General features: G+C 70.5%; 18 protein-coding genes and 1 pseudogene. 11 read left to right on the forward strand and 8 right to left on the reverse strand.

Annotated elements, in window-relative coordinates:
* Window positions 1-53: 53 nt before the first annotated feature.
* The 8 genes and pseudogenes from WMF22_RS19590 to WMF22_RS19625 form a co-directional block, all read left to right on the forward strand.
* Window positions 54-197 (forward strand): annotated as a pseudogene (locus tag WMF22_RS19590) (RHS repeat-associated core domain-containing protein); the annotation flags it as partial.
* A gap of 807 nt (window positions 198-1,004) precedes the next feature.
* Complete coding sequence (locus WMF22_RS19595) at window positions 1,005-1,214, forward strand: HNH endonuclease (RefSeq protein ID WP_438037271.1); 210 nt, start codon at window positions 1,005-1,007, stop codon at window positions 1,212-1,214.
* A gap of 1 nt (window position 1,215) precedes the next feature.
* Window positions 1,216-1,491 (forward strand): DUF7716 domain-containing protein, encoded by a 276-nt coding sequence (locus WMF22_RS19600; RefSeq protein ID WP_438036692.1) that lies wholly within the window; start codon window positions 1,216-1,218, stop codon window positions 1,489-1,491.
* A 296-nt stretch (window positions 1,492-1,787) separates the two neighbouring features.
* Complete coding sequence (gene tnpA, locus WMF22_RS19605) at window positions 1,788-2,117, forward strand: IS66 family insertion sequence element accessory protein TnpA (protein ID WP_438036693.1); 330 nt, start codon at window positions 1,788-1,790, stop codon at window positions 2,115-2,117.
* A complete protein-coding gene (tnpB, locus tag WMF22_RS19610) occupies window positions 2,111-2,533 on the forward strand; it encodes an IS66 family insertion sequence element accessory protein TnpB (RefSeq protein WP_438036694.1) in 423 nt (140 codons plus the stop codon). Before tnpA ends, tnpB begins: the two co-directional genes overlap by 7 nt.
* Window positions 2,530-4,194 carry an IS66 family transposase gene (gene tnpC / locus WMF22_RS19615; RefSeq protein WP_438036695.1) on the forward strand — a complete coding sequence of 555 codons (1,665 nt, stop codon included), beginning with the start codon at window positions 2,530-2,532 and terminating at the stop codon, window positions 4,192-4,194. Before tnpB ends, tnpC begins: the two co-directional genes overlap by 4 nt.
* A 349-nt stretch (window positions 4,195-4,543) precedes the next feature.
* A complete protein-coding gene (locus WMF22_RS19620; protein ID WP_438036696.1) occupies window positions 4,544-6,406 on the forward strand; it encodes a M14 family zinc carboxypeptidase in 1,863 nt (620 codons plus the stop codon).
* Window positions 6,407-6,670: 264 nt separating this feature from the next.
* Window positions 6,671-7,279 (forward strand): DUF4360 domain-containing protein, encoded by a 609-nt coding sequence (locus tag WMF22_RS19625; RefSeq protein ID WP_437300583.1) that lies wholly within the window; start codon window positions 6,671-6,673, stop codon window positions 7,277-7,279.
* A gap of 52 nt (window positions 7,280-7,331) precedes the next feature.
* On the opposite strand, the gene WMF22_RS19630 is transcribed toward WMF22_RS19625, so the two are convergent.
* The 6 genes from WMF22_RS19630 to WMF22_RS19655 all read right to left on the reverse strand — a co-directional run bounded on the left by WMF22_RS19630 (window position 7,332) and on the right by WMF22_RS19655 (window position 14,396).
* A complete protein-coding gene (locus WMF22_RS19630) occupies window positions 7,332-7,757 on the reverse strand; it encodes a hypothetical protein (protein ID WP_438036697.1) in 426 nt (141 codons plus the stop codon).
* A 192-nt stretch (window positions 7,758-7,949) separates the two neighbouring features.
* Window positions 7,950-8,549: an RES family NAD+ phosphorylase gene (locus WMF22_RS19635; protein ID WP_437300585.1), complete on the reverse strand. Its 600-nt coding sequence runs from the start codon at window positions 8,547-8,549 to the stop codon at window positions 7,950-7,952.
* Between the two features lie 12 nt (window positions 8,550-8,561).
* Window positions 8,562-9,197, reverse strand: coding sequence for a hypothetical protein (locus tag WMF22_RS19640; protein WP_437300586.1), 636 nt, complete (start codon window positions 9,195-9,197; stop codon window positions 8,562-8,564).
* A gap of 183 nt (window positions 9,198-9,380) precedes the next feature.
* On the reverse strand, window positions 9,381-11,468 hold the full coding sequence (gene ligD, locus WMF22_RS19645) for a DNA ligase D (RefSeq protein ID WP_438036698.1): 2,088 nt from the start codon (window positions 11,466-11,468) through the stop codon (window positions 9,381-9,383).
* 553 nt (window positions 11,469-12,021) lie between these two features.
* Window positions 12,022-12,957 (reverse strand): hypothetical protein, encoded by a 936-nt coding sequence (locus tag WMF22_RS19650; protein ID WP_437300588.1) that lies wholly within the window; start codon window positions 12,955-12,957, stop codon window positions 12,022-12,024.
* A 200-nt stretch (window positions 12,958-13,157) separates the two neighbouring features.
* The gene (locus WMF22_RS19655) at window positions 13,158-14,396 is read right to left on the reverse strand and encodes a hypothetical protein (RefSeq protein ID WP_438036699.1); all 1,239 of its coding nucleotides are present in this window, start codon (window positions 14,394-14,396) and stop codon (window positions 13,158-13,160) included.
* Window positions 14,397-14,924: 528 nt separating this feature from the next.
* On the opposite strand from WMF22_RS19655, the gene cysK reads away from it, so the two are divergent.
* Both cysK and WMF22_RS19665 read left to right on the forward strand, forming a co-directional pair.
* Window positions 14,925-15,917 (forward strand): cysteine synthase A, encoded by a 993-nt coding sequence (cysK, locus tag WMF22_RS19660; RefSeq protein WP_437300590.1) that lies wholly within the window; start codon window positions 14,925-14,927, stop codon window positions 15,915-15,917.
* A 7-nt stretch (window positions 15,918-15,924) separates the two neighbouring features.
* The gene (locus WMF22_RS19665) at window positions 15,925-16,917 is read left to right on the forward strand and encodes a serine O-acetyltransferase (protein WP_437300591.1); all 993 of its coding nucleotides are present in this window, start codon (window positions 15,925-15,927) and stop codon (window positions 16,915-16,917) included.
* 42 nt (window positions 16,918-16,959) lie between these two features.
* Here the strand turns inward: WMF22_RS19665 and WMF22_RS19670 are convergent, their stop codons facing one another.
* Window positions 16,960-17,250 (reverse strand): SelT/SelW/SelH family protein, encoded by a 291-nt coding sequence (locus WMF22_RS19670; RefSeq protein WP_012236157.1) that lies wholly within the window; start codon window positions 17,248-17,250, stop codon window positions 16,960-16,962.
* A 455-nt stretch (window positions 17,251-17,705) separates the two neighbouring features.
* Here WMF22_RS19670 and WMF22_RS19675 point away from each other — a divergent pair, with 455 nt between their 5' ends.
* Entirely contained in the window at window positions 17,706-19,325 is a 1,620-nt protein-coding gene (locus tag WMF22_RS19675) for an SEL1-like repeat protein (protein WP_437300592.1), read from the forward strand.
* Here WMF22_RS19675 and WMF22_RS19680 read toward each other — a convergent pair.
* Window positions 19,322-22,591, reverse strand: a complete 3,270-nt coding sequence (locus tag WMF22_RS19680) for a UvrD-helicase domain-containing protein (RefSeq protein WP_438036700.1) — start codon at window positions 22,589-22,591, stop codon at window positions 19,322-19,324. The two genes, WMF22_RS19675 and WMF22_RS19680, sit on opposite strands and share 4 nt — an antisense overlap.
* Window positions 22,592-22,756 lie beyond the last annotated feature (165 nt).

Raw genomic sequence — 22,756 nt, forward strand, 5'->3', positions numbered from 1 at the left:
CGTTCGGGCAGCGCAGGAACCCCGTCTGGGGAGAGCGCCCGCCTGCGTCGTTCCCGAGCGAGACGACGCAGGGGTTCACCGGGCACGAGAGCGACGACGAGCTCGGCCTCGTGAACATGAAGGGCAGGATCTACGATCCCAGGATCGGGCGGTTCTTGACGACGGACCCGATCGTTTCGATTCCGTCCTTCGGGCAGAGCTGGAATCCGTACAGCTACGTGCGCAACAGCCCGCTCAATCATGTGGATCCGAGCGGCTTCCAGGAAGAGCCGGTGGAGGAGCCGATCCTGCCGGTCGACTCGGTGGTGCGCCCGGAACAATACGCCGTGGAGCTCTTCTACTCGCCGCCGAAAGCAAACCAGCCTGAAGAAGGGCCGCGCGAGGCCGTTGAGGTCGGCGCCACGACGGCGCCTATCGACGTGGGCACGACCGGAAGCTCATCCGGGTACGTGCCGCAGCCGGTGACGGTCTCGCCGGAGCACTCGGGCGTCGGCGGCCCGGGCACCGTCGTCGGCCAGACCTTGCTGGGCGCCGCGGAGGGGACGCGCGACCTCGGAGCAGGGATCGGGCGGATGCTCGTGCTGAACGCGCTGACGCTCGGGATGTACAGCGGTTACGAGTTCGCCGGCGCGATGTGGGACGGCTACGACGAAGACGGCCTCGTCGGTGCGCTCAACGCCGTCAACCCGCTCTTCCACATCGGCCGCGGCGCGGCGGACACGGCCCTCGCCATCGATCGGGATGACTATCGGACAGCGGGCGCGGCGGGGACGAAGACGATGGTGCTCGCCGCGGCCACCGTCTTCGGGATGGGAAGGGGGCTGGTGGCGGCGGAGGAGGGAGCGGTTGCGATAGGAGCCGCACGCGGGGGAGTAAGGGCGTACTCGGTCGCATACGAGACACCCCTGCCCAAGCTCGAAGCCGGAACTCGACCGGCTCACTTCAGGGCAGCAAACGAAGCGCTCCTCGCCGATATGCGGGCGAGCCCAGAGCTGTCCCAGGCCATGCGAGGGTTGAGCATCGACGTGCCCACTTCTGCTTCCGGTGCCGCCAGGGGCCTCTCTCCGTCAGGTTGGACATGGCACCACGTGCCCGAGAGACCTGGTGTGGTACAGCTGGTCCCGCGTGCGCAGCACACCGCGGGAAGCGGCTACTACGAACTAATGCATCCTGAGGGCCGAGGCGGGTTCTTTCTCTGGGGAAAGGAATTCTAACATGACCAGTCTGCTGGACTTGATCGCCAAGATCGATCAGATGGATCGTGAGGATGTGATCTTCGTGAAACCGGAATGGCGCCCCGACTCAGAAGCGAGCGCGTTTCGGCTTACCGAGGACTATCGTGTTCCTGACGAAGCAAGGGTTCTCGGCTATGAGTACTTTCTTGAGGTTGATACCATTCAACAGATCCTCGAAGAGTTTCGCGGCCGCCCAGATGCGACGCTCAACGAAAAATGCCAACGGATCATTTATTATGCAATGTACGATGCATAGATATACGGGTTCCCCGTGAACGTGACGGCGGTGGGTTGGCGGTAACGTGCAAAAGATGCTGCGCCGAGCAGGCCGACATGTCTACCTCCTCGGCCCTATCGCGCGGACGAGGTTGCCACCGTGCTCGCGCACGTCATCGTGCTCGAAATTCCGTCCACTCGCCGGAGCGCGTGGTGGCGACCGCGACCCGGGGAGGCTCGCTGGCCCGACCCGCGCGCGTAACCGCCCGACCAACGCCATCGTGACCAGCCCGTCGGGGCCGGTTACCAGTTCCCATCGCGACGAAGGAGGAAGTGATGGCAACGAGGGTGGAGTGGGCCGATCGGGTGGAGCGATGGGAGCGCAGCGGGCTGAGCGCCGAGAAGTTCGCGCGGCGCGAAGGGTACAAGCCGAAGCAGCTGTACTGGTGGCGCTGGAAGCTGCGAGCTGACCAGCCCTCGCCGTCGTCGTTGACCGAAGCACCGCGCTTTCTGCCGGTCCACGTGGTGACGGACGCATCGGTCGTCGCGCCGGAGCCGATCGAGATCGCGCTACCCAACGGGCGGGTGGTGCGGGTCCGGCCGGGCTTCGACCCGGCCACGCTCGAGCGGGTCCTGGCGCTCGCGGCCGAGGAGACGCCGTGCTGACGCTGCCGCCGTCGGTGCGCGTGTACGTCGCAGCCGAGCCCACGGATCTGCGCAAGAGCTTCGATGGGCTGTCGGCCTTGGTCTCTCAGCGCTTCGGAGCCGACCCGCTCTGTGGGCATCTGTTCGTGTTCAGGAATCGGCGAGGTGACCAGATGCGCGTCTTGTTCTGGGACCGCACCGGCTACATGATTGTGGCGAAGAAATTGGCTCGCGGGCGATTCCATCTCGCCTGCGACCTGCCCAAGGGGGCCACGCACGTCGAGGTCGAGGCGGCCGAGCTGTCGCTGATGCTCGAAGGGTTCGACCTGTCCCAGGCCGTGCGGCGCAAGCGCTGGAGGCCCGGCGTGAGAAAAATTGCTCCGTCGAAGCAAAGCTTGATGGATGCGCGTGGGATAGCTATCTCGCGCGCCACGTGACCAGTCCTCTTCAGTCCCAGGCACAACTGCCGGCCGATCTGGCGGACGTGCGGAGCAAGCTCGAGCAGCTGGCGGCCGCCGGGCAGCTTCCGGAGCTCATCGAGCTGGTGCTCGGGCTTCTGGTCCAGCTGCGCGACAAGAACACCGCGCTCTCGGCGAGGCTCGCGAGCGCGCTGCGCGAGCTGTACGGCCGCAAGAGCCAGCAGGTCTCTACCGAGCAGCTGATGCTGATGTTCGCCGAGCTCGGGGCGGAAGCGCCGCCGGGGGCGGCGGGCTCGGAGCTCGGCGCGGACGCTCCGCCGCAGCCGGAGCAGGGGCTGGTGCCGCAACCCCCTGAGCCGCCAAAGCCGCCGCGAGGACGGGGTGGGCGCGCGCCGCTCCCCGAGCACCTGCCGCGTGAGACGCGCGTGGTGCCCGTCCCTGAGGCGGAGCGGACGTGCCCGCAGTGCGGCGCGGACAAGAAGTGCATTGGCCATCGTACGAGCGAAGTGCTCGAGTTCGTGCCGGCACAGTTCAAGATCATCGAGGAGCAGCGGGAGAAGCTCGCCTGCCCGCGCTGCCCGGAGCAGGGCGTAACGACCGCGGACAGCGAGAAGGTGATGGACCGAGGGCGTCCGGGACCGGGACTGCTCGCCAGCATTCTTGTCGAGAAGTTCGAGGACTCGATGCCGCTGTACCGGCAGTCGCAGCAGTACGCGCGCTTCGGCGTGCCCCTGTCGCCATCGACACTGGGAGACTGGTCCGCCTTCGCGCTCGATGTGCTCGCCCCCGTGGCCGAGAGGCTCGAAAAGCGGGTGCTGGACTCGTTCTATCTGCGCGCCGACGACACGGGGATGCGGGTGCTGGATCGAGATCATCCGACGGGGGTGAAGCGAGGCCACATCTGGGCCTTCGTCGGGGCGGGTTTCGTGGCGTTCCTGTACGCACCGGACTGGAAGGCGAAGCATCCAGCGGCGCTGCTGCAGGGCTTCACCGGCTACTTGCAGGGCGATGGGTATGCGGGCTATGGCGCGATGCTCCGCGGAGGCGACGACGGCGAGATGATCGTGCCCGAGGAGCGTCGGCTCGGCTGCGGGATGCACATCCGCGCCAAGTTCGAAAAGGCGGCCAAGGGCGGCGATGCGCGAGCGGCGGTGGCGCTCTCGTACTTTAAGGCCGTCTACCGAATCGAGGCGAGCTGCAAAGACGAGGCGCTGTCCACGGAGGCCCGCCTGGCGCACCGGCAGGAGCGGTCGCTCCCCCTTATGGACGAGCTGTATCAGTGGATTCACGAGCTGCACCTGCGGCTCGTGCCAGGCACGCCCCTTTACATCGCTACCCAGTACGCCATCAACCAGGAGGCAGCGTGGCGGCGCTGCTTCACGGATGGACGCTTCGAGATAGATAACGGCGAGGTCGAGCGGCAGCTAAGACGTGTAGCCCTCGGAAGAAAAAACTATTTATTCGCGGGCTCCGACAAGGGCGCTCAGCGCCTGGCCGTCGGCTATACGATCTTCGGCTCGTGTCGGATGCACGGAGTCAACCCGCTCGCCTGGGCGACAGACGTCATCGACAAGCTGCAGGCGGGCTGGCCGCGCGACCGGCTGGACGAGTTGCTGCCCGACGCATGGGCGAGATCGCCGCGTGCTGCGCCAAGCGCCGGCGACGTCGACGCGACCTGAACAACGCGAGCTTCGGCCGGCGACGCAGGCGGATGCCGCCTCGCCGGGCCTTCTTTCAGGACCGCCTGTGCCCGCGCCGAGTCGTGGGTCGACGCCGCCCCGCGCCCAGCATCGTCGACCCCGGCGAGAGCCGCAAGGGGTCGTGCCCATGGCGATGGCCGGGCGCTTACCCGCGCGCGATGGCGATCTGCCGAGCTCTTCGCGAAGCGGGCATTGCACCATGGTTCCCGATGTTCGCGCGGTCACGGGTGAACAGCGTCCGCCTCGTTTGGCCGGCATCGCGCTTGGCCTGCCTGGGGCCTGGGATCGCTCCGTTGCCGTTCGACACGGAATTTGCTCGACTCCCCCGATGTCTCGCCCCTGCATCGCGGCCCCCGGCCGCCTCGTTTCCCTCGGCTGCCGCCACATCTCCCTCGGGATCGCGCTGGCCGCGCTGCTCGCGCCCCGCCAGGCCCCGGCGCGCGGCGCGCCGGCCGACGACGGGCCAGCGCCGTCCGCGCGCCCCGAGGCGCCCTCGCTCGTCACCGAGGCCGAGCGGACCGGCTTCCGGCGCACGGGTCGTTATGCCGAGGTCGAGCGGCTATGCCGCGACTTCGAGCGGGCCTATCCGGGCCGCGCCCGCTGCGTCCGTTTCGGCACGACGCCCGAGGGCAGGCCCATGCTCGCGATCGCCGCCTCCGACGACGGCACGCTCGACCCCGCGGCGGCGCGGGCGAGGCGGCGCCCGGTGATCCTGTTCCAGGGCGGCATCCACGCCGGCGAGATCGACGGCAAGGACGGCGGCTTCTGGGCGCTCCGCGAGCTGCTCGACGGCGCGCTGGCGCCCGGCGCCCTCGCGGCGGCCACGGCGGTGTTCGTGCCGGTGTTCAACGTCGACGGCCACGAGCGGTTCCGTCGAAACCAGCGGCCCAACCAGCGCGGCCCCGAGGAGATGGGCTTCCGCGCCACCGCGCAGAACCTCAACCTGAACCGCGATACCATGAAGGCCGAGGCGCCCGAGATGCGGGCCATGCTGGCGCTCCTCGACGCCTGGGATCCGGTGGTCCAGGTCGACCTGCACACGACCGACGGCGCGAAGTTCCAGCACGACATCGCGGTGGTCGTGGAGCCCTCGGTGCCTCACCCCGGCGGACTCGACGCCGTGGCGCGCGCCCTCTCGGGGGAGCTCCAGGCGCGCCTCTCGGCGCTCGGTCACCTGCCGCTCCCGTTCTACCCGGCATTCCGCGAGGACGACGATCCCTCGTCGGGGATCTCCACCGAGCCGGGGCCGCCGCGCTTCTCGCAGTCCTACAGCGCTGCCCGCAACCGCATCGGCGTGCTCGTCGAGACGCACAGCTGGGCCACCCACGCCGAGCGCGTGCGCGCGGTGCACGACCTCCTCGCGGCGCTCTTCGAGCGCGTCTCCTCCGGTTCCGGCGCGGGCGCCCTCCGCGCCGCGGCCGAGCGCGCGGACGCCGCGAGCGCGCGCCTCGCCGGCGCCCCCTTCGCCCTCACGCACCGCGCGGGGCCGGTCTCGCGCATCTTCCCGTTCCGCGGCTTCGCTTACGAGAGGCGCGCCTCGGAGATCTCGGGCGGCACGTGGACCCGTTACGACGAGTCCCGCCCGGAGATCTGGCGCGTGCCGCTGTTCGACCGCATCCAGCCGGACCTGACGGTCACCGCGCCCGAGGCCGGCTACGTCATCCCGGCGGCGCACGCGGCCTGGGTGGCCGACAAGCTGCGCCTGCACGGCGTGCGTTACCAGATCCTCCCCCAGGCTCGCCCCGGCTTTCCCGTCGAGGCGTTCCGGGCCGACGCGGTGACGTTCGAGCGGCCCTTCGAGGGTCGGACGCGCGTGAAGCTCCAGGGCGCCTTCCGGCCGGAGCGGCAGGATCTTCCGGCCGGCTCGCTGTTCGTTCCCATCGCGCAGCCGCGGGCGCCCCTCGTCCTGCACCTCCTCGAGCCGCTCGCGCCCGACTCCCTCGTCGCCTGGGGCTTCTTCAACGCCTCCTTCGAGCGCAAGGAATACATGGAAGCCTACGTGGCCGAGGAGGAGGCGCGCAGCATGCTCGCCGCGGATCCTGCGCTGCGCAACGAGTTCAATGCGCGCCTGCGCGATCCTGCGTTTGCGAACGACGCGAAGGCCCGCCTCGATTTCTTCTACAAGCGCCATCCGTCCTGGGACGAGCGCGTGAATCTCGTCCCGGTATTCCGCGTCGCCGCGCCCCCGTGACAGGCCTCTCCTTCGTTTCGTCTGCTTCGCCTGCGCTCCGGCTCTGGCCGAATGTCCGTGAGCCCCACAGGCCTCACATCATTCGATGGATTCCGGCCAGTCTGCGGCGCCGCGACGGGCGAGGGGGCCCCGCTCGGGTTGCGCGGAGCGCGCCGCGATCGCATGCTCGTCACGACATGTCGGCCGGCGTGCGACAGCGGTGATGCGCGCGCCTACGACGACGCACGGCGACGTGATGTCGCCTGACGGCGAAAGGGGGGGACGATGTTCCTGCGATGGGCGTTCGGCTTTTGTTCGGCGTTTTTCTTTGCCTTTCCTGCGCTGGCGCAGAATACGCGGATCGCGAACTTCACCTATGCTGGCAGCGGCTGCCCTGTCGGCTCCGCCGCGGGGGTGATCTCGCCTGATCAGAAGGCGCTGACCGTCATCTTCGACCAGTTCGAGGCGCACGCCGGCCCGGGCATCGGCCGCGCCTCGAACCGCGCGTTCTGCCAGCTGGCCGTGGATCTCCGGTTCGATCCGGGGTGGCAAGTCGCGGTCTTCGACGCCACGTACCGGGGGTTCGCCGACCTGGAGGGGGGCGTCCAGGGGCTCCACGAGACATCGTATTATTTCTCGGGGTCGCCGCTCACCTCGGGGCCGCTCACGTGGAGCATGATCGGGCCGTTCACGAGCGACTTCTCCCGCACGGACACCTTCACGACCACGGTCTGGTCCGAGTGCGGCACCGTGCGGCCGCTCAACATCAAGACGAGCCTCTATGTCACGAACCGGTTTGCGCCGTCGAGCTCCGGGGTGTTGACCAACGACACGACCGACGTCCAGGTCCGGATCGCGTACGGCCTCGTGTACCGCCCCTGTCCCGGTCCCTGAGGTCGGCAGGGCGCACGGCGAGCCCGGCGTGGCGGTGCCGCGCCGGGCTCGCTCACGCCATCAGGCAGCCGGCCGACGACCCTTGCATCGGCACGATGGCCAGGATCTCCCCGGTCTCCCCGAAGATCAGGAGCCGCGCGACGATGGCCTCCTTGCCCGTGCCACACAGGGGCAGGAGCGCGAGCCGGACCGCTGGCCCGTGGCCCCCCTCGAACTTGAGGGCGAGCAGCTGCTTTTCGTCGCACTCCTCGAGGAGCTCCACGTCCGCCTCGATCTGGACCGGCGCCACCCGCGTGCACGCCTTGGCCTCGCCGAAGCTGTCCACCGTGCAGCGGTTGGGATCGAGCGAGATCCGGACCCGAGACGACCCCTGTTCGCCCACCGTGGTGATCTGGATCTGATGAACCGAAATCCCCTTCTGGAGCGGGATGGGCTCCACGAGATAGCCTGTTTCCAGCCGCAGATTCTTGATTTTCATCGGACCCCCGCCTCTCGGCCGTGCGTCCCGCGATCTCCGCCCATCGCGGCGCCGCGGCGGCGCGCTTGCTTCGAGGAGAAGCACCGGTTGTGCCGGCGCGCGCGCGCGCGGAGCCCGCACGCGCGCCCTGCGCCGCCATCGCGCTCGGCGGAGCGTCGTCGACCGCCGCGCCGCCGCGCCGCTCGTCCAGGCTCAGACGAGCCCGAATTTGTAGGTGTCAAGGAGCCTGGCGAGGAGCACCGCGTTCGCCGGATCCGCGAGGGAGCCGAGCCGGGTCACCTCGAGCTCGGCGCTGACGCGCTCGAAGAGGGCGGCGCAGACGCGGGTCGGATCGTGGCGCGCGACGTACGCGATGCCGTCGGGTCGCCTCGGGTGGTCGTGGATCGCGCGCGCCCAGCGGTGGGCGGCCCGATAGGACTCCCCCGAGGTCAGGCGGGCGTCGGCCCCGAGGCGCGCCAGCCCCTCTCCCGTGAGGTTCACGAGCCGCAGCGGCCGCCGCGGCGCGATGCGCGCGAGCCCCCGCGCGGCGAGCTCGCTCTGCTCCACGAAGCGCACGCCGGTCGCGTGGCCGAACACCTCGATGAAGGCGCAGCGCGCGTCCTTCCCGGCGTACAGCACGCCGAACTCGCCGTCCGGCGCGTCGAAGCGGTTGTCGCCCGAGCGACCGAAGTGCAGCGGTTCACGCGCGAGCCAGTGGATCCGGAACCAGCTCCGCCGGTAGATCGCGATGGGGAGCGGCGACGTCGCGAGGTCGAGGGGCGGGTCCGGATGCGCCCCGAGCGTCGTCGTCATCGCGGCGCGCTCTCAGGCCGCGCCTTGCTCACCGAAGGTGCGCGCGGCGAGCCGCACGGGGTCCAGCTCGCCGCGGCGGAGCCAGTCGAGCGGCCGCTCGCCGTCGAGGCGGAGGTTGCCGGAGAGGAAGAAGCGGACCTTCGCCAGCGGGGGGTGCTCTTCGAGCAGGGCCAGGATCTCTTCCATCCCCGGCAGCAGGCCCTCGTCCGCGAACTGCCATGCGGGGTAGAGGTGGCCACGAGCGCCGATGCTGACGGCCAGCAGCCTTCCGGCGGCGCGCTGCGCTTCGATCGCCCGGGGCGGGAGGTGGAGCCCCTCGCCGACCTCCTCGGCGGTGAGCGTGCCCCCTTCGGCCGCGAGGAGCGCGTCCCTCGCCTGCAGGCCGCGGAGGCGGGCCGGCGTGAGCGGATCCGCGGCGGAAAAGAGGCCGACGGCGCTCGGCTGCGTGAGCGCTGTCACCAGGGCGTCCGCGTTGCTGGGCGACGCGACCACCTCGCCAAGCTCGCTCTGATCGAGCCGCTCCGCGACCTGGGTGAGCGCGTCGATGCCGCGCGTCAGGAACTCGACCCGCAGCGGCTCACCGTCGAACTGGTGGAGTCGCTCTGCAATTTCCGAAAGGGCGCTGGAGTCCCGATCTTTATTCGCCATGGCCGACCCAGGGGACGATGCAGCGCGCGCCCAGCGCCGTCAACCAAGCGCACCCCGCCCTTCTGCGTCATTACGACCATGCTGAACGGAACGTCAGTGAGAACCATTCCCGGTGTCGCTGGTGTCGTTCTTCTTCGGTGAGCTCACCGGCTCCCGAGTTTGTCGGGGGCGTCTGGAAGAAGGTCAGAGCTTGACCTGTTTCAGCATCGCGCTGGTGATCGACTGGCGCACGCTCGTGAGCTCTGCCCATGGGTCCCGGATCGCGGCGAGCCGCTGCGGCACGGTGTCGATGGTGAACGAGGCGGGATCGAGCGGCGCGTCGAGCTCGTCCCACGAGAGCGGGGTCGCGACGGCCGCGCCGGGGCGCGCCCGCGTCGAGTAGGGCGCCACCGCGGTGGCGCCGCGCCCGTTCCGCAGGTAGTCGATGAAGACCTTGCCGGCGCGCTTCGCCTTCGACATCGTCGCGGTGTACCGCGCCGGATCGGAGCGCACGAGCGCGTCGGCCACGGCCTTCGTGAACGCCTTCACCTCATCCCAGCCCCTGCGTGGCGCTATCGGGGCCACGACGTGCAGGCCTTTGCCGCCGGTCGTCTTGACGAAGCTTTGTAGCCCCAGCGACGAAAGGAGGCGCCGCGCCGTCCTCGCCGCGTCCGCCACGCGCTCCCACGGGAGATCCGGCGCTGGATCGAGGTCGAACACCATCCTGTCGGGCTGCTCGATCCGGTCCACGCGGCTCCCCCAGAGGTGCAGCTCGAGCGCCCCCATCTGGACGAGCGACACGAGCCCTTCGGTGGTCTCGATATAAAGATAGGTGCGCTCGCCGCCGTCCTCCTCGACGGCCATCCGCTGGATCGCCTCGGACAGCCCCTCGGCCTCGTGCCTTTGAAAGAAGCATGGCTTGCCCTGGCCTGCGGGGCAGCGGACCAGCGTGAGCAGCCGCTTCTCGGCGTGGGTCAGCATGTGGTCGGCGATCTGCTCGTAATACCGGGCCAGCGCGAGCTTCGTGATCCCCTGCGAGGGATAAAGCACCTTGTCGGGGTTCGTCAGCGATACCCCGGCGACTTCGACCCGCCCCGCGCCGCCGCTGCTCCGGCCCCCGCGCGGGGCCTTGCTCCCCGTCGTGCTCGCTGTCCTCCTCGGCGGGGCGCCGGCCGCGCTGCCTGGCGCCGCGCCCGCTGCCTCGCCGGGCGGCGATCGCGGCGGCGGCTGTTCGCGCTCGACGGTGACCGACTCCGGGGTGCGGTCCTCGCGGAGCCCTTCGAAGGAGGGGTGTCGCAGCCGTCCGTCGCGCGTCCACTCGGAAAAGCGGACCTCCGCGACGAGCCTGGGCTCGATCCAGCGCGCGCCCCGCATGCGCGGCGCCCCTGAACAGGCCGGCGTGGCGCGTACGATCGAGTCGAGGCGGCTGCGCAGGGTCGTCAGCGTCTTGCTCGTGAAGCCGGTGCCCACCTTGCCGGCGTAGGCGAGCTTGCCTGATCTGTTCACGCCGACGAGGATCGCCCCCAGCCCTTTCCTGGCGCCGGACGGCTCGGTGAAGCCGACGATCACGAACTCCTGGCGCCGGCCGCACTTCACCTTGAGCCAGCTGTCGCCGCGCCCGCTCCGGTAGGGAGCCTCCGGGCGCTTCGCGATGACGCCCTCGATCCCGAGCTCGCACGCGTGCTGGACGACGGCGGAGCCGTCCTCCGCGACATGCTCCGTGTAGCGCAGGTGCCCTTCCTCGGGCGCTTCCGCGAGCAGCGCCTCGAGCGCCCGCTTGCGCGTGACCTGAGTGCACGCGCGGAGATCGCGGCCGTCGAGGTAGAGCAGATCGAAGACGAAGTACATCAGGCGCCCCTCGCGCCTGCCATTGCCGTCGCTGAGCGCGTTCTGGAGCGCCTGGAAGTCGGTCACGCCGTCCGGCCTCACGACGACGATCTCGCCGTCCAGCACGGCCTCCCGCGCAGGCAGCTGGGCGAGGTCGTCGCGCACGCCCGCGAACCGCTCGGTCCAGTCCTGGCCGCGGCGGGTCAGGAGCGTCACGCGCCCCCCGCGGAGCTTCGCGAGCATGCGATAGCCATCGAGCTTGACCTCGTAGAGCCACCCCTCGCCCGGGGGTGGCCCGGTGACGAGCGTCGCGAGCTGGGGCTCGATCTCGCCCGGGAACGGCCCTTTCCGGGCGCCCTCGAGCGCATCCGCGTAGGTCAGCGTCGGGCGCGGGGTCGCTGCGGTGGTGTTCGCCTCTCCCGTCGCCGCGGGCGAGCGCTGGCTGTCCACGTCGGCCGCCGTCACCCCGCGTTTGCGACGGGCGGTCAGGGTTGCTGGTCGCACCGCTTGAGTCCGCCTCGCCGCGCCTTGTGCCTGTCTTTGTCCGGCCATCATCATGCCACCGTCTCTTTTGGTGGAAAAAGCAATTCCGATACCGCAATGGCATCGTCGCCTGCCGGTGGTTTCCAGCTCCCAGACCATGGCGCGGCCGGCTGAGCTCGACATGCGCGCCTCAGAATGCGGCGATCTGCCACGCACGTGTCCTCCCCCTGGCGCATCAGCCGCGGCTCTGCGCAGCGGAGCTCCTCGGATCCTGGCGCACAGGCGCCCGCGCAACATCCGAGTTTCCACGCCTGCCAGCCACGGCGCCTGGAATGAACAGGCGCGCAGGACCGCGCGGGTGGTTTAGATCAAGGAAGGACGGACTCGAGGAAGTCGACGATAGAAAGGATGCTGCAACGATGGTGCTGCGCGTTGCCGCCGCAGTGTTCGTCGGATGGTCGTTCCGGACGGCGTGAACGGGTCAAGCGCTGCCGTGAGGGGCGAGCGACAGGGGTCCGCCCGGTGCCGGACCGAGCTACTGCAGTGCCTCGGAGACGCTCGTCGCGGTGATGGCCTGGTCGTGCCACCGCTCCAGGGTCGCCAGCTCGACGCACGCCTCGATGCGAGCGTCGTCCAACGGGCTCAGCGCGAGCTGCCGGCGAGCGAGCACACGTCGCAGGGCAGCGCGGGCCTCGGCCAGACGTCCCTTGCCGATGCCCTTCTCGATGCCCTTCTCGATGCCCTTCTCGATGAGCCGCTCCTGGACCTGCGGGCTCGCTTCGAGCAGCACCTCGAGGATGCGCTGTCGCCGGGCCTCCACCTCCGGGTCCTCGGCCTTGCCGAACCTCCACAGGAGCTCCTCTCGGGTCGTCGCTGACATCGCCAGGTACTCTAGCATGGCCAGCACCCACTCGATGGGCCGGCGTCCAGCTACCCACCGGCCGAACTCGTCCAGGGCTCGCCCGGAACGGGCGACCAGGAAAGCGATCAGCTCGTCACGCAGGGGGAGCTCGTTCGCTGCAACCCACAGCACCCAGCGCCCGAGCGGCTCCACGCGGTAGCAGCCGGGCGCGAAGCGCGTGGGCGCGTACACCCGTTGCAGCCACTCCGGGACGTGAGGAGCGACCAGCCAGAGCGGCTCGTGGCCCACCCAGGGCGGCGCCTCTTCCCCCTGCTCGACCCGCTGCAATTGCCTCGCCTGCCGCCGCAAGAGGGCCCGCTCTATCGCCTTCCGGTCCACGTGATCCCCGGCGAGCTTCAGCTCGACCATCACCTCCTCGTGGCCACGCGCCTCGGGCCAAGGCGCTGCCAGCTCCACCAGGAGCGCCGGGCGGTGGATCAGGAGCAGGCCATCGCACTGCACCTTCTCGAGCCGGATCTCCGGTGGATCCTGCCAGGTGATGGCGCCTCCAGTGAGGCGCTCCGTCTCTTCGGCGAACGTTCGTTTGGCGAACAGGTCCGGTTGACCCATCGCGCTGCGCGGTAGCAGAGGACGATCGCAGGAGCCAGAGCCAATCGCAGATCAGCGAGATCCGCTGACCGGCTTTCTCACCGGCACTCGCACTCTAGCCTCGCAAGGCCGCACCGCGACGAATTCTCAAATGAAGACGCCGCGATCTCCGTAATACGCTTCTCCGTGCCGATGGCTGCGCGCCCCCGACGCGCGACCCATCATTGCGCGGGCGGCTCGCTCCAGTGGCGCACCAGATCAGGCAGCGCGGTCTCCGCCATGCGGGTGAGGTGCCTCACGTGATCTGGCTTCTGGGTGCCCGCATAGCCGCGGACATGGAACGCGCCCCTGTGCGCCTCGGACAGGGGCGCGAACCGGAGCTTCGCCTCGCTCGCCTCTCCGGTCAGGTCGTAGATCGCCTGCTCGTCCGCGCCCGCGCCCGGGGAGCGCTGCGCGCCCGTGAGCTTGAGGAGCGCGTCCGTGCTCTCGTGAGTACCGGCGTAATCGCCGTTCGGGGTGATCTCCGAATGGGTGATCGACATCATCTTCTTGCCGGCGGCCGCCAGCTCGGCGAAGCGGCTGAACGGCTTGAGGCGCTCCATGTCCAGGCTGTGGTCGAGCGGCATGTAGCCGGTATGGATGCCGTCCAGGAGGAGCACGGCGTCCACCTTGTCGGTGAACCCCGGCTGGTTCAGGAGCCCGCGAACCGCGCCATACCCGGCGCTGAACGCCGTGAGCGCGACGCGCCGGAGCCGGGCGCCGCGCAGCCCACGGGCCTCGAGCGCCGCCTGCGCCTTCGCCATCAACGCCGGGAGATAGGAGCGGATCGAGAACTGGGTCTCGTACGCGCCAGAGCTGATGCCCAGATTGATGATCATCACGACCGCGTTGACCCGGGCGCGATCGAAGCCCGCCTGCACGACATCGTTGACCCCGTGGAAGTGGATCACCAGATCGTACGCGCCATCGGCCGAGGCGAACGACGCAGGGATGGTGATGATCCCGTCAGGGATGGGGATGACCGCCGTTCGATCGAGCGTCGCGTCGGCGCGATCCGCGGGGGCGAGGGCCGGCGCCGCCGTCGCTGGCGTCGCATGGAGCGGCGCGGCCGCTCCGGCCTTCGCCTCGACCCGCGCCGCCCCCCTCGTCGACCGCAGGATGGCCGCGGCGGCCGCGGCCGGCTGGAGCGCCGAGCCCGCGCGGAGATCGAAGCCCGCCGCGCCGAGCTGCATCGAGACGAGCCCGCCCACCACCGCCGCGAAGCCCAGGCCGGCACCCGCGCTCAAGGCGATCAAGCGCGACGTGGAACGCCGCGTCGGAGATGCCATGACCGGAGCCGGCGATTCGAACGGCATCGCCATGCCCCCAATCGACGCCGGCGGACGACGGAAAATTAAAGTGGGCTCATCCTCGTCATGGGGCAGTTGGACCTCCGCGCAAGGGGGCTCACCGGGGAACATGTCAGCGATGATGCGAGGCCTATGCCACTCATGGCAAGCGCTAAAATTCTACATGATAGGTTCGCATGCGCATGCGTCAAGGAAGTGGACCTGGTCCGACGTAGTCCCATGGTGGTTCATTGTTTGACCAGGGAAGCGCCCAGGGAAGCACCTTGCTTGCGCGCGCAGCCCCGTGGTTCCGGGATTCTGGTTGGCTCCTGCGCTGCGCGCAGAGCGCGTAATCGACTTCGCGCCATCGACCGTACGACCGCACCGCTCGCTCATGGTCCGACTGACCTCCATGCGCCGGGGTGTCTCGCCGGCCCGCGCGCGTCGACCGTTGCACGTCCAACGGTTCACCGACGAGGGGGCGCGCTGAGCGCGGCGCGCGCCCGCCGGGCGAGCTGACGCGCCGGACGTCGCCGACGGACGACGCCGCGCTGCGCGCTGGAAATGCGGCGCGCCCGGGGCGCGGCGCACGTGAACCTTGACAGCGCGGGGCGCCTCTGGATCTCCTCTTTCCTCCCCACTCACCTGCACGGGCCCCCCATGACCAGCTACCCCCGCGTCTACGACGACAACACCCAGAGCATCGGCCGCACGCCGCTCGTGCGCATCCGCCGCGTGATCGACGGCGCGCGCGCGACGGTGCTGGCGAAGATCGAGGGGCGCAACCCGGCGTACTCGGTCAAGTGCCGCATCGGCGCGGCCATGGTCTGGGACGCCGAGCAGCGGGGCGTGCTCGGCCCTGGCAAGGCGATCGTCGAGGCGACCAGCGGCAACACCGGCATCGCGCTGGCCTTCGCCGCCGCCTCGAGGGGCATCGAGTGCGTGCTCAGCATGCCCGAGACGATGAGCATGGAGCGGCGCAAGGTGCTCATCGCCCTCGGGGCCAAGCTGCTCCTGACGCCGGGCCCCAAGGGGATGAACGGCGCCATCGCCAAGGCCGAGGAGCTGGCCGCCTCCGACCCCGGACGGTACGTGCTGATGCGGCAGTTCGAGAACCCGGCGAACCCCGCGATCCACGAGACCACCACCGGCCCCGAGATCTGGGAGGACACCGGCGGCAACGTCGACGTCCTCGTCTCGGGCGTGGGCACCGGCGGCACGATCACCGGCGTCAGCCGCTACTTCGAGCGCGGCCGCGGCCGCGCCCTCCACTCCGTCGCGGTGGAGCCGGTCCACTCGCCGGTCATCGCGCAGACGCTCGCCGGCCAGCCGCTCACCCCGTCCCCGCACAAGATCCAGGGCATCGGCGCCGGCTTCGTCCCGAAGAACCTCGACCTCTCCTTCGTGGACCAGGTCGAGGCGGTCTCGAACGACGAGTCCATCGCCATGTCGCGGCGGCTCGCGTCCGAGGAGGGTATCCTCTGCGGCGTCTCCTGCGGCGCGGCCATGGTCGCGGCGAGCCGGCTCGCGAAGGATGCCAAGTGGGAAGGAAAGACCATCGTGGTCATCCTCCCGGACGCCGGCGAGCGGTACCTCTCTGGGCCCCTCTTCGAAGGAATGTTCTCCGAGGTCGAGGCCATGAAGGCCTCGTGAGGTCGACGTGAGCAAGAAGTGTGATGCTGCCCCCTCCGAGGCGCCCGCCGACCTGCACGGCATCGTCGACGCGCTGATCGCGAGCTACCGGGCGGATGCGCGCGGGCATCACATCAACAAGCGCTTCACCCCGTCGCGCCAGGAGATCACCGAGATCATCGATCTCCTGCTCCAGATCTTCTACCCGGGCTATCACGGGCGGCAGGACCTGTCGGACGAGGACCTGCTCTACCACGTGGGCACCCTGGTCTCGACGCTGCGCGACAAGCTGGAGCGACAGATCGAGCGCTGTCTGTGCTTCCAGGACGAGACCGTCGACGCGGGCCGCCTCGACGTCCCGAGGTGCCGGCAGCGGGGGCGCGACGTGGCGCGGCTGTTCATCGCCCGGCTGCCGGAGGTCCGGCGGCGCCTCCTGCTCGACGTGCAGGCGGCCTACGACGGCGATCCCGCGGCGGCCTCGATGGACGAGATCATCCTGGCCTATCCAGGCCTCCTCGCCGTGACGGTGCACCGGGTCGCGCACGAGCTGTACCTCCTCGGCGTGCCGCTCATGCCCCGGATCATGAGCGAGTGGGCGCACACGAGGACGGGCGCCGACATCCACCCGGGCGCCAACATCGGTGACAGCTTCTTCATCGATCATGCCACCGGCGTGGTGATCGGCGAGACGACCGACATCGGCGAGCACGTCAAGCTCTACCAGGGCGTGACGCTCGGCGCCCTGTCCCTGCCGCAGCACTCGCGGGGCGCGCGCGGCCTGAAGCGCCACCCCACCGTGGAGGACAACGTCACCATCTACGCGAACGCCACGGTCCTCGGCGGCAAGACGGTGCTGGGGCAGGGGAGCGTGGTGGGCGGCTCGGTGTTCCTCACGAAGAGCGTCGCCGGTGGCCAGCGCGTCGCGCTCGAGGCCCCGAGGCTGCGCGTCGCGTCGCCGCCCCATGGCACGCCCGCCGTCAGCGGCTCCGATCTGGACAGCATCCTCGACTTCGACATCTAGACCGCCGCTCTGCGCTGCATGGTGCAGCGGCGGGGGCGCGCCTCATCGATCGGAGTGGCCGAGAGGGCGCTCCGGGGCGACGCGATCGCGGATCGCCTGCTTGAGCTCCTTGGGCTCGGGGAAGCGCCCTTCGACGGCGCGCGAGAAGAGCGGCGCGCCGTCGAGCGTGATGTCGAAGGTGCCGCTCTCGCCCGGCGACAGGAGCACGTCGATCTCATCGGGGAAGGTGATCAGCAGCTCCTGAGCGAGCCAGGCCGCGCGCGTGAGCCAGCGGCACTTCGGGCAATAGCGGATCGCGACGAGCGGCCGTTGCGGGGCGGGGGCGGCGTCCATGCCAGGATCGTAGCGCGGGCGCGCGGCCGGTCGTATGCCGCGTGCGGTCGCGCTCGCCGTATTGACCAGACCCCATGGCTCATGGTTCTGTCGGCTCGATGAAGCGCGCGTTCGATTTGTGCGTGGTTGGGCTCTCGCTCGGAGCGATGGCCTGTGGGCCGGGCCTGGAACCCGAGGTGGTCGTGCATCCTCCCCGGCCCACTGCCTCGCCGGAGAGCACCGCCAGCACGACCAGCGGCGGGTGTCCGGCCATCGGCCACGCGGAGCCGCTCATCGTCGACTGGCTCACGACACGCCGCTCCGATCTCGGGCTCGCGATGAAAGACGGCATCGCCGTCGTCTCCTACGACTGCACGACGCTGAAGCTCCTCACGCAGTGCAAGCTCCCAGGGAGCTACTCCTTCGCCGGCGTGACCCGGGCAGAAAAAGTAATACAATTAACAAACCCTGCAGAGATGCAGGCGAACGTCCCCTTCGGAGCCCCGGCGCTGAGCACCGCGATCGAGGGCGGCGGCTCGGCCGCGATCGACGTGGCGCTCGTGCCGACGGGGAAGATGGCGACCACGGTGGCCTCCTCCTCCGCGCAGGATCTCTCGGGCAGCTGCGAGGGCGCGACGCATTTCGTGCGCGCCGCGCTCCTCGGGGCCTTCGCGATGGCGCCAGGCAGCCGGGGCACGGCGCGGACGGTGGATCAGGTCTTCGGGGCGGTCGGGGCGGCCGCGACGGCGAGCCAGGGCGGCACCACGAGCAAGGAAGGGGAGCTCGACGCCTGCCGGGCCGCGAAGCCCGACGCGCAGGCGCCGACGGAGCGCTGCCATGCGCCGCTGCGCCTCGAGCTCGTCCCGCTGCTCACGAAGAGGGCGGCGGCGGCCGAGGCTCCGGTGAAGCAGGCGGAAGACGAGTTCCCGAAGCTGTCGAGCCTGTGCCCGCTCGGGACGGTGCCGAACGGGGCGAAGTGCTCCCCGCCTGCGCTCGCGCCCGCGCACCTGTGCGAGCCCACCGACGCCCGAGCCTGCGCGGCGGAGTGCGGGAAGGGCGATGTCGGCAGCTGCTATCACCTCGGGATTCACTACCTGGGCGGCAAGGATTTTCCGCGCGATGACGCGAGGGCGGCGGAGCTGTTCGAGAAGGCGTGCGGCGCCGGCGTCACGCAGGCTTGCTACGCGAGGGCGAAGCAGCTCCTGCGCGACATGAAGAGCGCCAAGGTCCCCCCGGACGCCGCGGGGCGGGCCAAGGTGCGCGAGTTCGCCGACAAGGCGTGCGAGATGGGCGACGCTTGGGCGTGCTTCAGCGTGGCCGAGTGGTACCTCAGCGAGGGCCCGCAGGCGGTCCTCCCGAAGGACCCGACGCGCGCGGTCGCGTTCCTCCGGCGCGGCTGCGATCTCGGGCACGGGCCGAGCTGCAGCGCGCTGGGCAAGATGCTGGTCGAGGGGAAGCTCGCGGCGAAGGACGTGGGGGTCGCCGTGGGCGTGCTCCAGCGCGCGTGCCAGGGCGGCCAGTCCGAGGACTGCGTCGATCTCGGCGACATCCTGCGCAAGGGGCAGGGGGCGCCGAAGGACGGGGTGAAGGCGATCGCGGCGTACAGCCACGGTTGCAGCCTGGGGGACATGCACGCCTGCAACGCCGCCGGCTCGGTCTACGCGCAGGGCGACGGCGTTCCGAAGGACGTCGCGAAGGCGTATTCGTTCTTCGAGAAGGGCTGTCCGGAGAAGGGGTTCGGGGCCGAGGCGTGCTTGAGCCTCGCCGGGATGTACGAGAAGGGGAGCGGCATTCCGAAGGACATGCCGCGCGCAGCGGCGCTCTACGAGAAGGTGTGTGGCACCGGCGGCTGCGTGCGGGCCGCCGAGATCTGGCAGCGCGGCGAGGGCGTGACCGCCGATCCGGAGCGGGCCTACTCGCTCTACGAGAAGGCGTGTACGCAGTGGGGCGAGAAGAAGGCGTGTGACGCGTTCGGCCCGCTCCTGGAGCGCAAGGACAAGGATCGGGCCCGGACCTTCTACGCAGACCAGTGCGTTCGGACGCAGGACAAGGCGGCGTGCGCGGCCCAGAAGCGGCTCGGCGGCGCGCCCCGCTAAAAAAGCTTCATCTGACGATCGGCCCCGGCGCGTGAGCCCCTCTGCGCCTCGGGCGACGGGCCGACCCGCAGGAGCAGGCGCTCCTCCACCTCGCGTACGAACGGCGACACCTCGGTCTCAACCACCTTGCCGTGCCGCGCGCGCTGCATGGCGCGGGTCAGGAACAACCGCTCTCGCGCCCGCGTCATGCCCACATAAAAGAGCCGGCGCTCCTCGGCGACGTCCGTCTCGTCCCTGCCGGGGAACCGGAGCGGGAGCAGGCCGTCCTCGCACCCCACGAGGAAGACCACCCGGAACTCGAGCCCCTTGGCCGCGTGCAGCGTCAGCAGCGAGATGCGGTCGGCCCGCGGATCCCACGCGTCGATCTCGGAGCACACAGCGAGCTCGATCGAGAAGCGATCGACGTCGCCGCCGCAGCGCTCCGCGAGCGCGAGGTGCAGCTCCAGCGCGGCGTCCACGTCGGCCTCGCGCAGACACGCCGCGCTCGCCCCGCCCTCCTCGGCCGCGCCCGCCGCGGGCGGAGCGCCGGCGAGCCCGGGCTGCGCCACCTCCTCGCGGAGGCGCGCCGCGGCCGCCTTCAGGCGCGCCGTGAGCGGCCCCGGCGGTGTGCCAGCGAGCGCCCGCGCGAGCGCCTCCGAGCCCGCGCGCTCGGCGACGCGGCGATCCGACCGCCGCTGGAACGGCATCCCCGAGCGGGCGAACGCCTCCCGGAGCCGCTCGGACTGCGCCTCGGTCCGGTAGAGCACCGCGAAATCCGAGAAGGAAACCTCGCCGCTCCCGGCAGGATCGCTCACCCGCCCGCTATCCATCGAGAAGAACGTGGACCCGCCGAGCATCCGCTCGATCGTGTGGACCACGCGCTCGGCTTCGGCGGCCTCCGTCGGCGACTCGTGGACCGCCACGAGCTCCACGCCGCCCGCGCTCGGCAGGAGCTCCCGCGCGCCGAGCGTCGGTGAGGGCGCGATCACCTGGAGCGCCGCCTCGACGATGGGGCGCGACGAGCGGTAGTTCCGCTTCAAGCGCACCACGCGCGCCGCCGGGAAATCTTGCTGGAAACGGAAGAAGAAGCCCACGTCCGCGCCGCGGAATCCGTAGATCGCCTGATCGGGATCGCCGATGGCGCAGACGTTCCCGCCGGGAGCGACGAGCGCGCGCACCAGCCGGTACTGGCGCTCATCGATGTCCTGGTACTCGTCGATGGAGAGATACCGGGCCCGCCCGCGCGCCGCGGCGAGCGCTCCGCTCTGCTGCTCCAGGAGCAGGACGGCGTGCCCGATCAGGTCGTCGAGGTCGAGGAGCCCGCGCGCGGCGAGCTCGTCCTCGTACACCTTCCACGCGCGGTCGACGTGGCGGTCGATCTCGCCGCCCGCGGCCGGCGACCCGTGCGCGTCGGCGTGGCGCGGGCAGCGCCGCTTCAGCGCGGCGATGTCGGCGAGCAACCTGGCCGCCCGCCGCTCCGGGACGCCGAGCGCCGCGGCGAGCAGCGCCGTCCGCTCGCGCTCGCCGGCGATCGCGGGCGGCGCGGCCCCCGCGCCCTGCGCGTGCTCGCGGAGCAGCGAGAGGCCGAGCGCGTGGAAGGTCATGGCGGGGACGCGGCCGCCGGCCTCGCCGAGCAGCGCGCCGAGCCGCTCCCGCAGCTCGTCGGCGGCGCGGCGGGTGAAGGTGATCGCGAGGCACTGCTCCGGCGGCACCCCGAGATCGAGGACGAGGTGCGCGATCCGGTGCGTGAGCGTGCGGGTCTTGCCCGTGCCTGGCCCCGCGAGGAGGAGCAGCGCGCCGTCCGTGATCTCCGCCGCCGCCCGCTGCTCCGGGTCGAGCGCGTCGAGCGGCGCTGCGCCGCCCGGCGCGGGCGGCGCGCCGCGGGACACCTCGCCGGCCGGCGCCGGGCGAGGCGCCGCGTCGGCCCGGCCGCGGCGCGGAGGGGGGCGTGACGCCGCGGGAGCGCGCGCCCCCGCGGGAGGAGGCCGCGGCGCCGCGGCCTCCGGCTGGAAGAGGAGCCCGCCCCCGCGGCGCTGCGCGAGCTCCTCCGGCTGGAAGACCCGGATCGCGCCGTACTCGCCGTCGTAGCCTGCGTCGCGGATCACGCGCCCTTCGCGCATCCGCGCGATCGCCTCGGCGAGCAGGGGCGTCCCGGCGCGCTCGATCTCGTCGAGCGGGGCGTCGCCGAGGAGGAACAGCTCGGGGCCGACGCGCGACAGCACCCCGTCGTAGCTCCGCTGCACCACCTTGCTGGAGGCGCCGACGCCGTGGAGCTCGGCCAGCACCTCGGGCAGCGGCACCAGGTTGCGGAACTCGCTCGCGCCCTCGGGGCGCACGCCCTCGTCGCGATCGGCGAGCTCCTCGACCCGGTGCAGCACGCCCACCGTGACCGGGTGCCCGCACACGGGGCAGGCGAGGGCGAGCGCCCGCGCCTCCGCCGGCGAGAGCACGACATTGCACTTGCGGTGGCCGTCGAGGTGGTATTTGCCCTCTTCCGGGAAGAACTCCACCGTGCCCCCGAAGCCCTGACCGGTCTCCAGGGCGCGCCGGATCGCGAAGTAGTCGAGCGGGGCGTCGAAGGCCGTGGCCTCGCGCCCGAGCTTCGCGGGCGAGTGCGCGTCCGAGCTCGAGACGAGCCGGTACCGATCGAGCCCGGAGATCCGCCAGTTCATCGCAGGATCGGACGAGAGCCCGGTCTCGAGCGCGAAGATGTGCGGCGCGAGATCGCCATAACACTCCTCGACCGCGTCGAAGCCCGCCCTGGAGCCCAGCACCGAGAACCAGGGAGTCCAGATGTGCGCCGGCACGAGGTAGGAGCCCTCGCCGGCCTCCAGCACGATCTCGAGCAGGTGGCGCGAATCGAGCCCGAGGATGGGCCGCCCGTCGGCGGTCAGGTTGCCTATCTTGGCGAGCGCGCGGACGATGCGCTCCGCCGCGTCGAAGCTGGGCGCGTAGAGGAGGTGATGGATCTTCCGCGTCCGATCTCCCTTCTTGTAGATCGTCGAGATCTCCACGGAGAGGACGAAGCGCGTCGCTCCGCGGCAGGCCCCGGGGAGCCGCTCCGAGACCGCGCGGCTGAGATCGTCCCGGAGGCGGAAGAGCCCGGGCTCGGCCGGCGCGAGGTGCTCGCGGAGCTCGGCCATCCACGCTGGATGGGTGAAGTCCCCCGTGCCCAGCACCGCGATGCCCTTGCGCTGAGCCCAGTAGCTCAGATGCGCGAGATCGCAATCGCCGCTCGTCGCGCGGGAGTACTTCGAGTGCACATGGAGGTCTGCATAGAAACGCATGGTGTTCCGCCGTGAGGTGTCGTTTACCTATCGAGCTCCCTCGCGCTGTCAATCGCGGATACCAGCAGTCTTGGTGAAATATGGTTGGAAATTGAGGTGGGCTGATCGCAATGCGTCGCGATGCGTGAAAGTCGTTGTCCCGTGGCAAAAGGCGCTCGCTCGATG

The sequence above is a fragment of the Sorangium sp. So ce204 genome, assembly GCF_051526795.1.
GTDB lineage: Bacteria > Myxococcota_A > Polyangia > Polyangiales > Polyangiaceae > Sorangium > Sorangium cellulosum_B.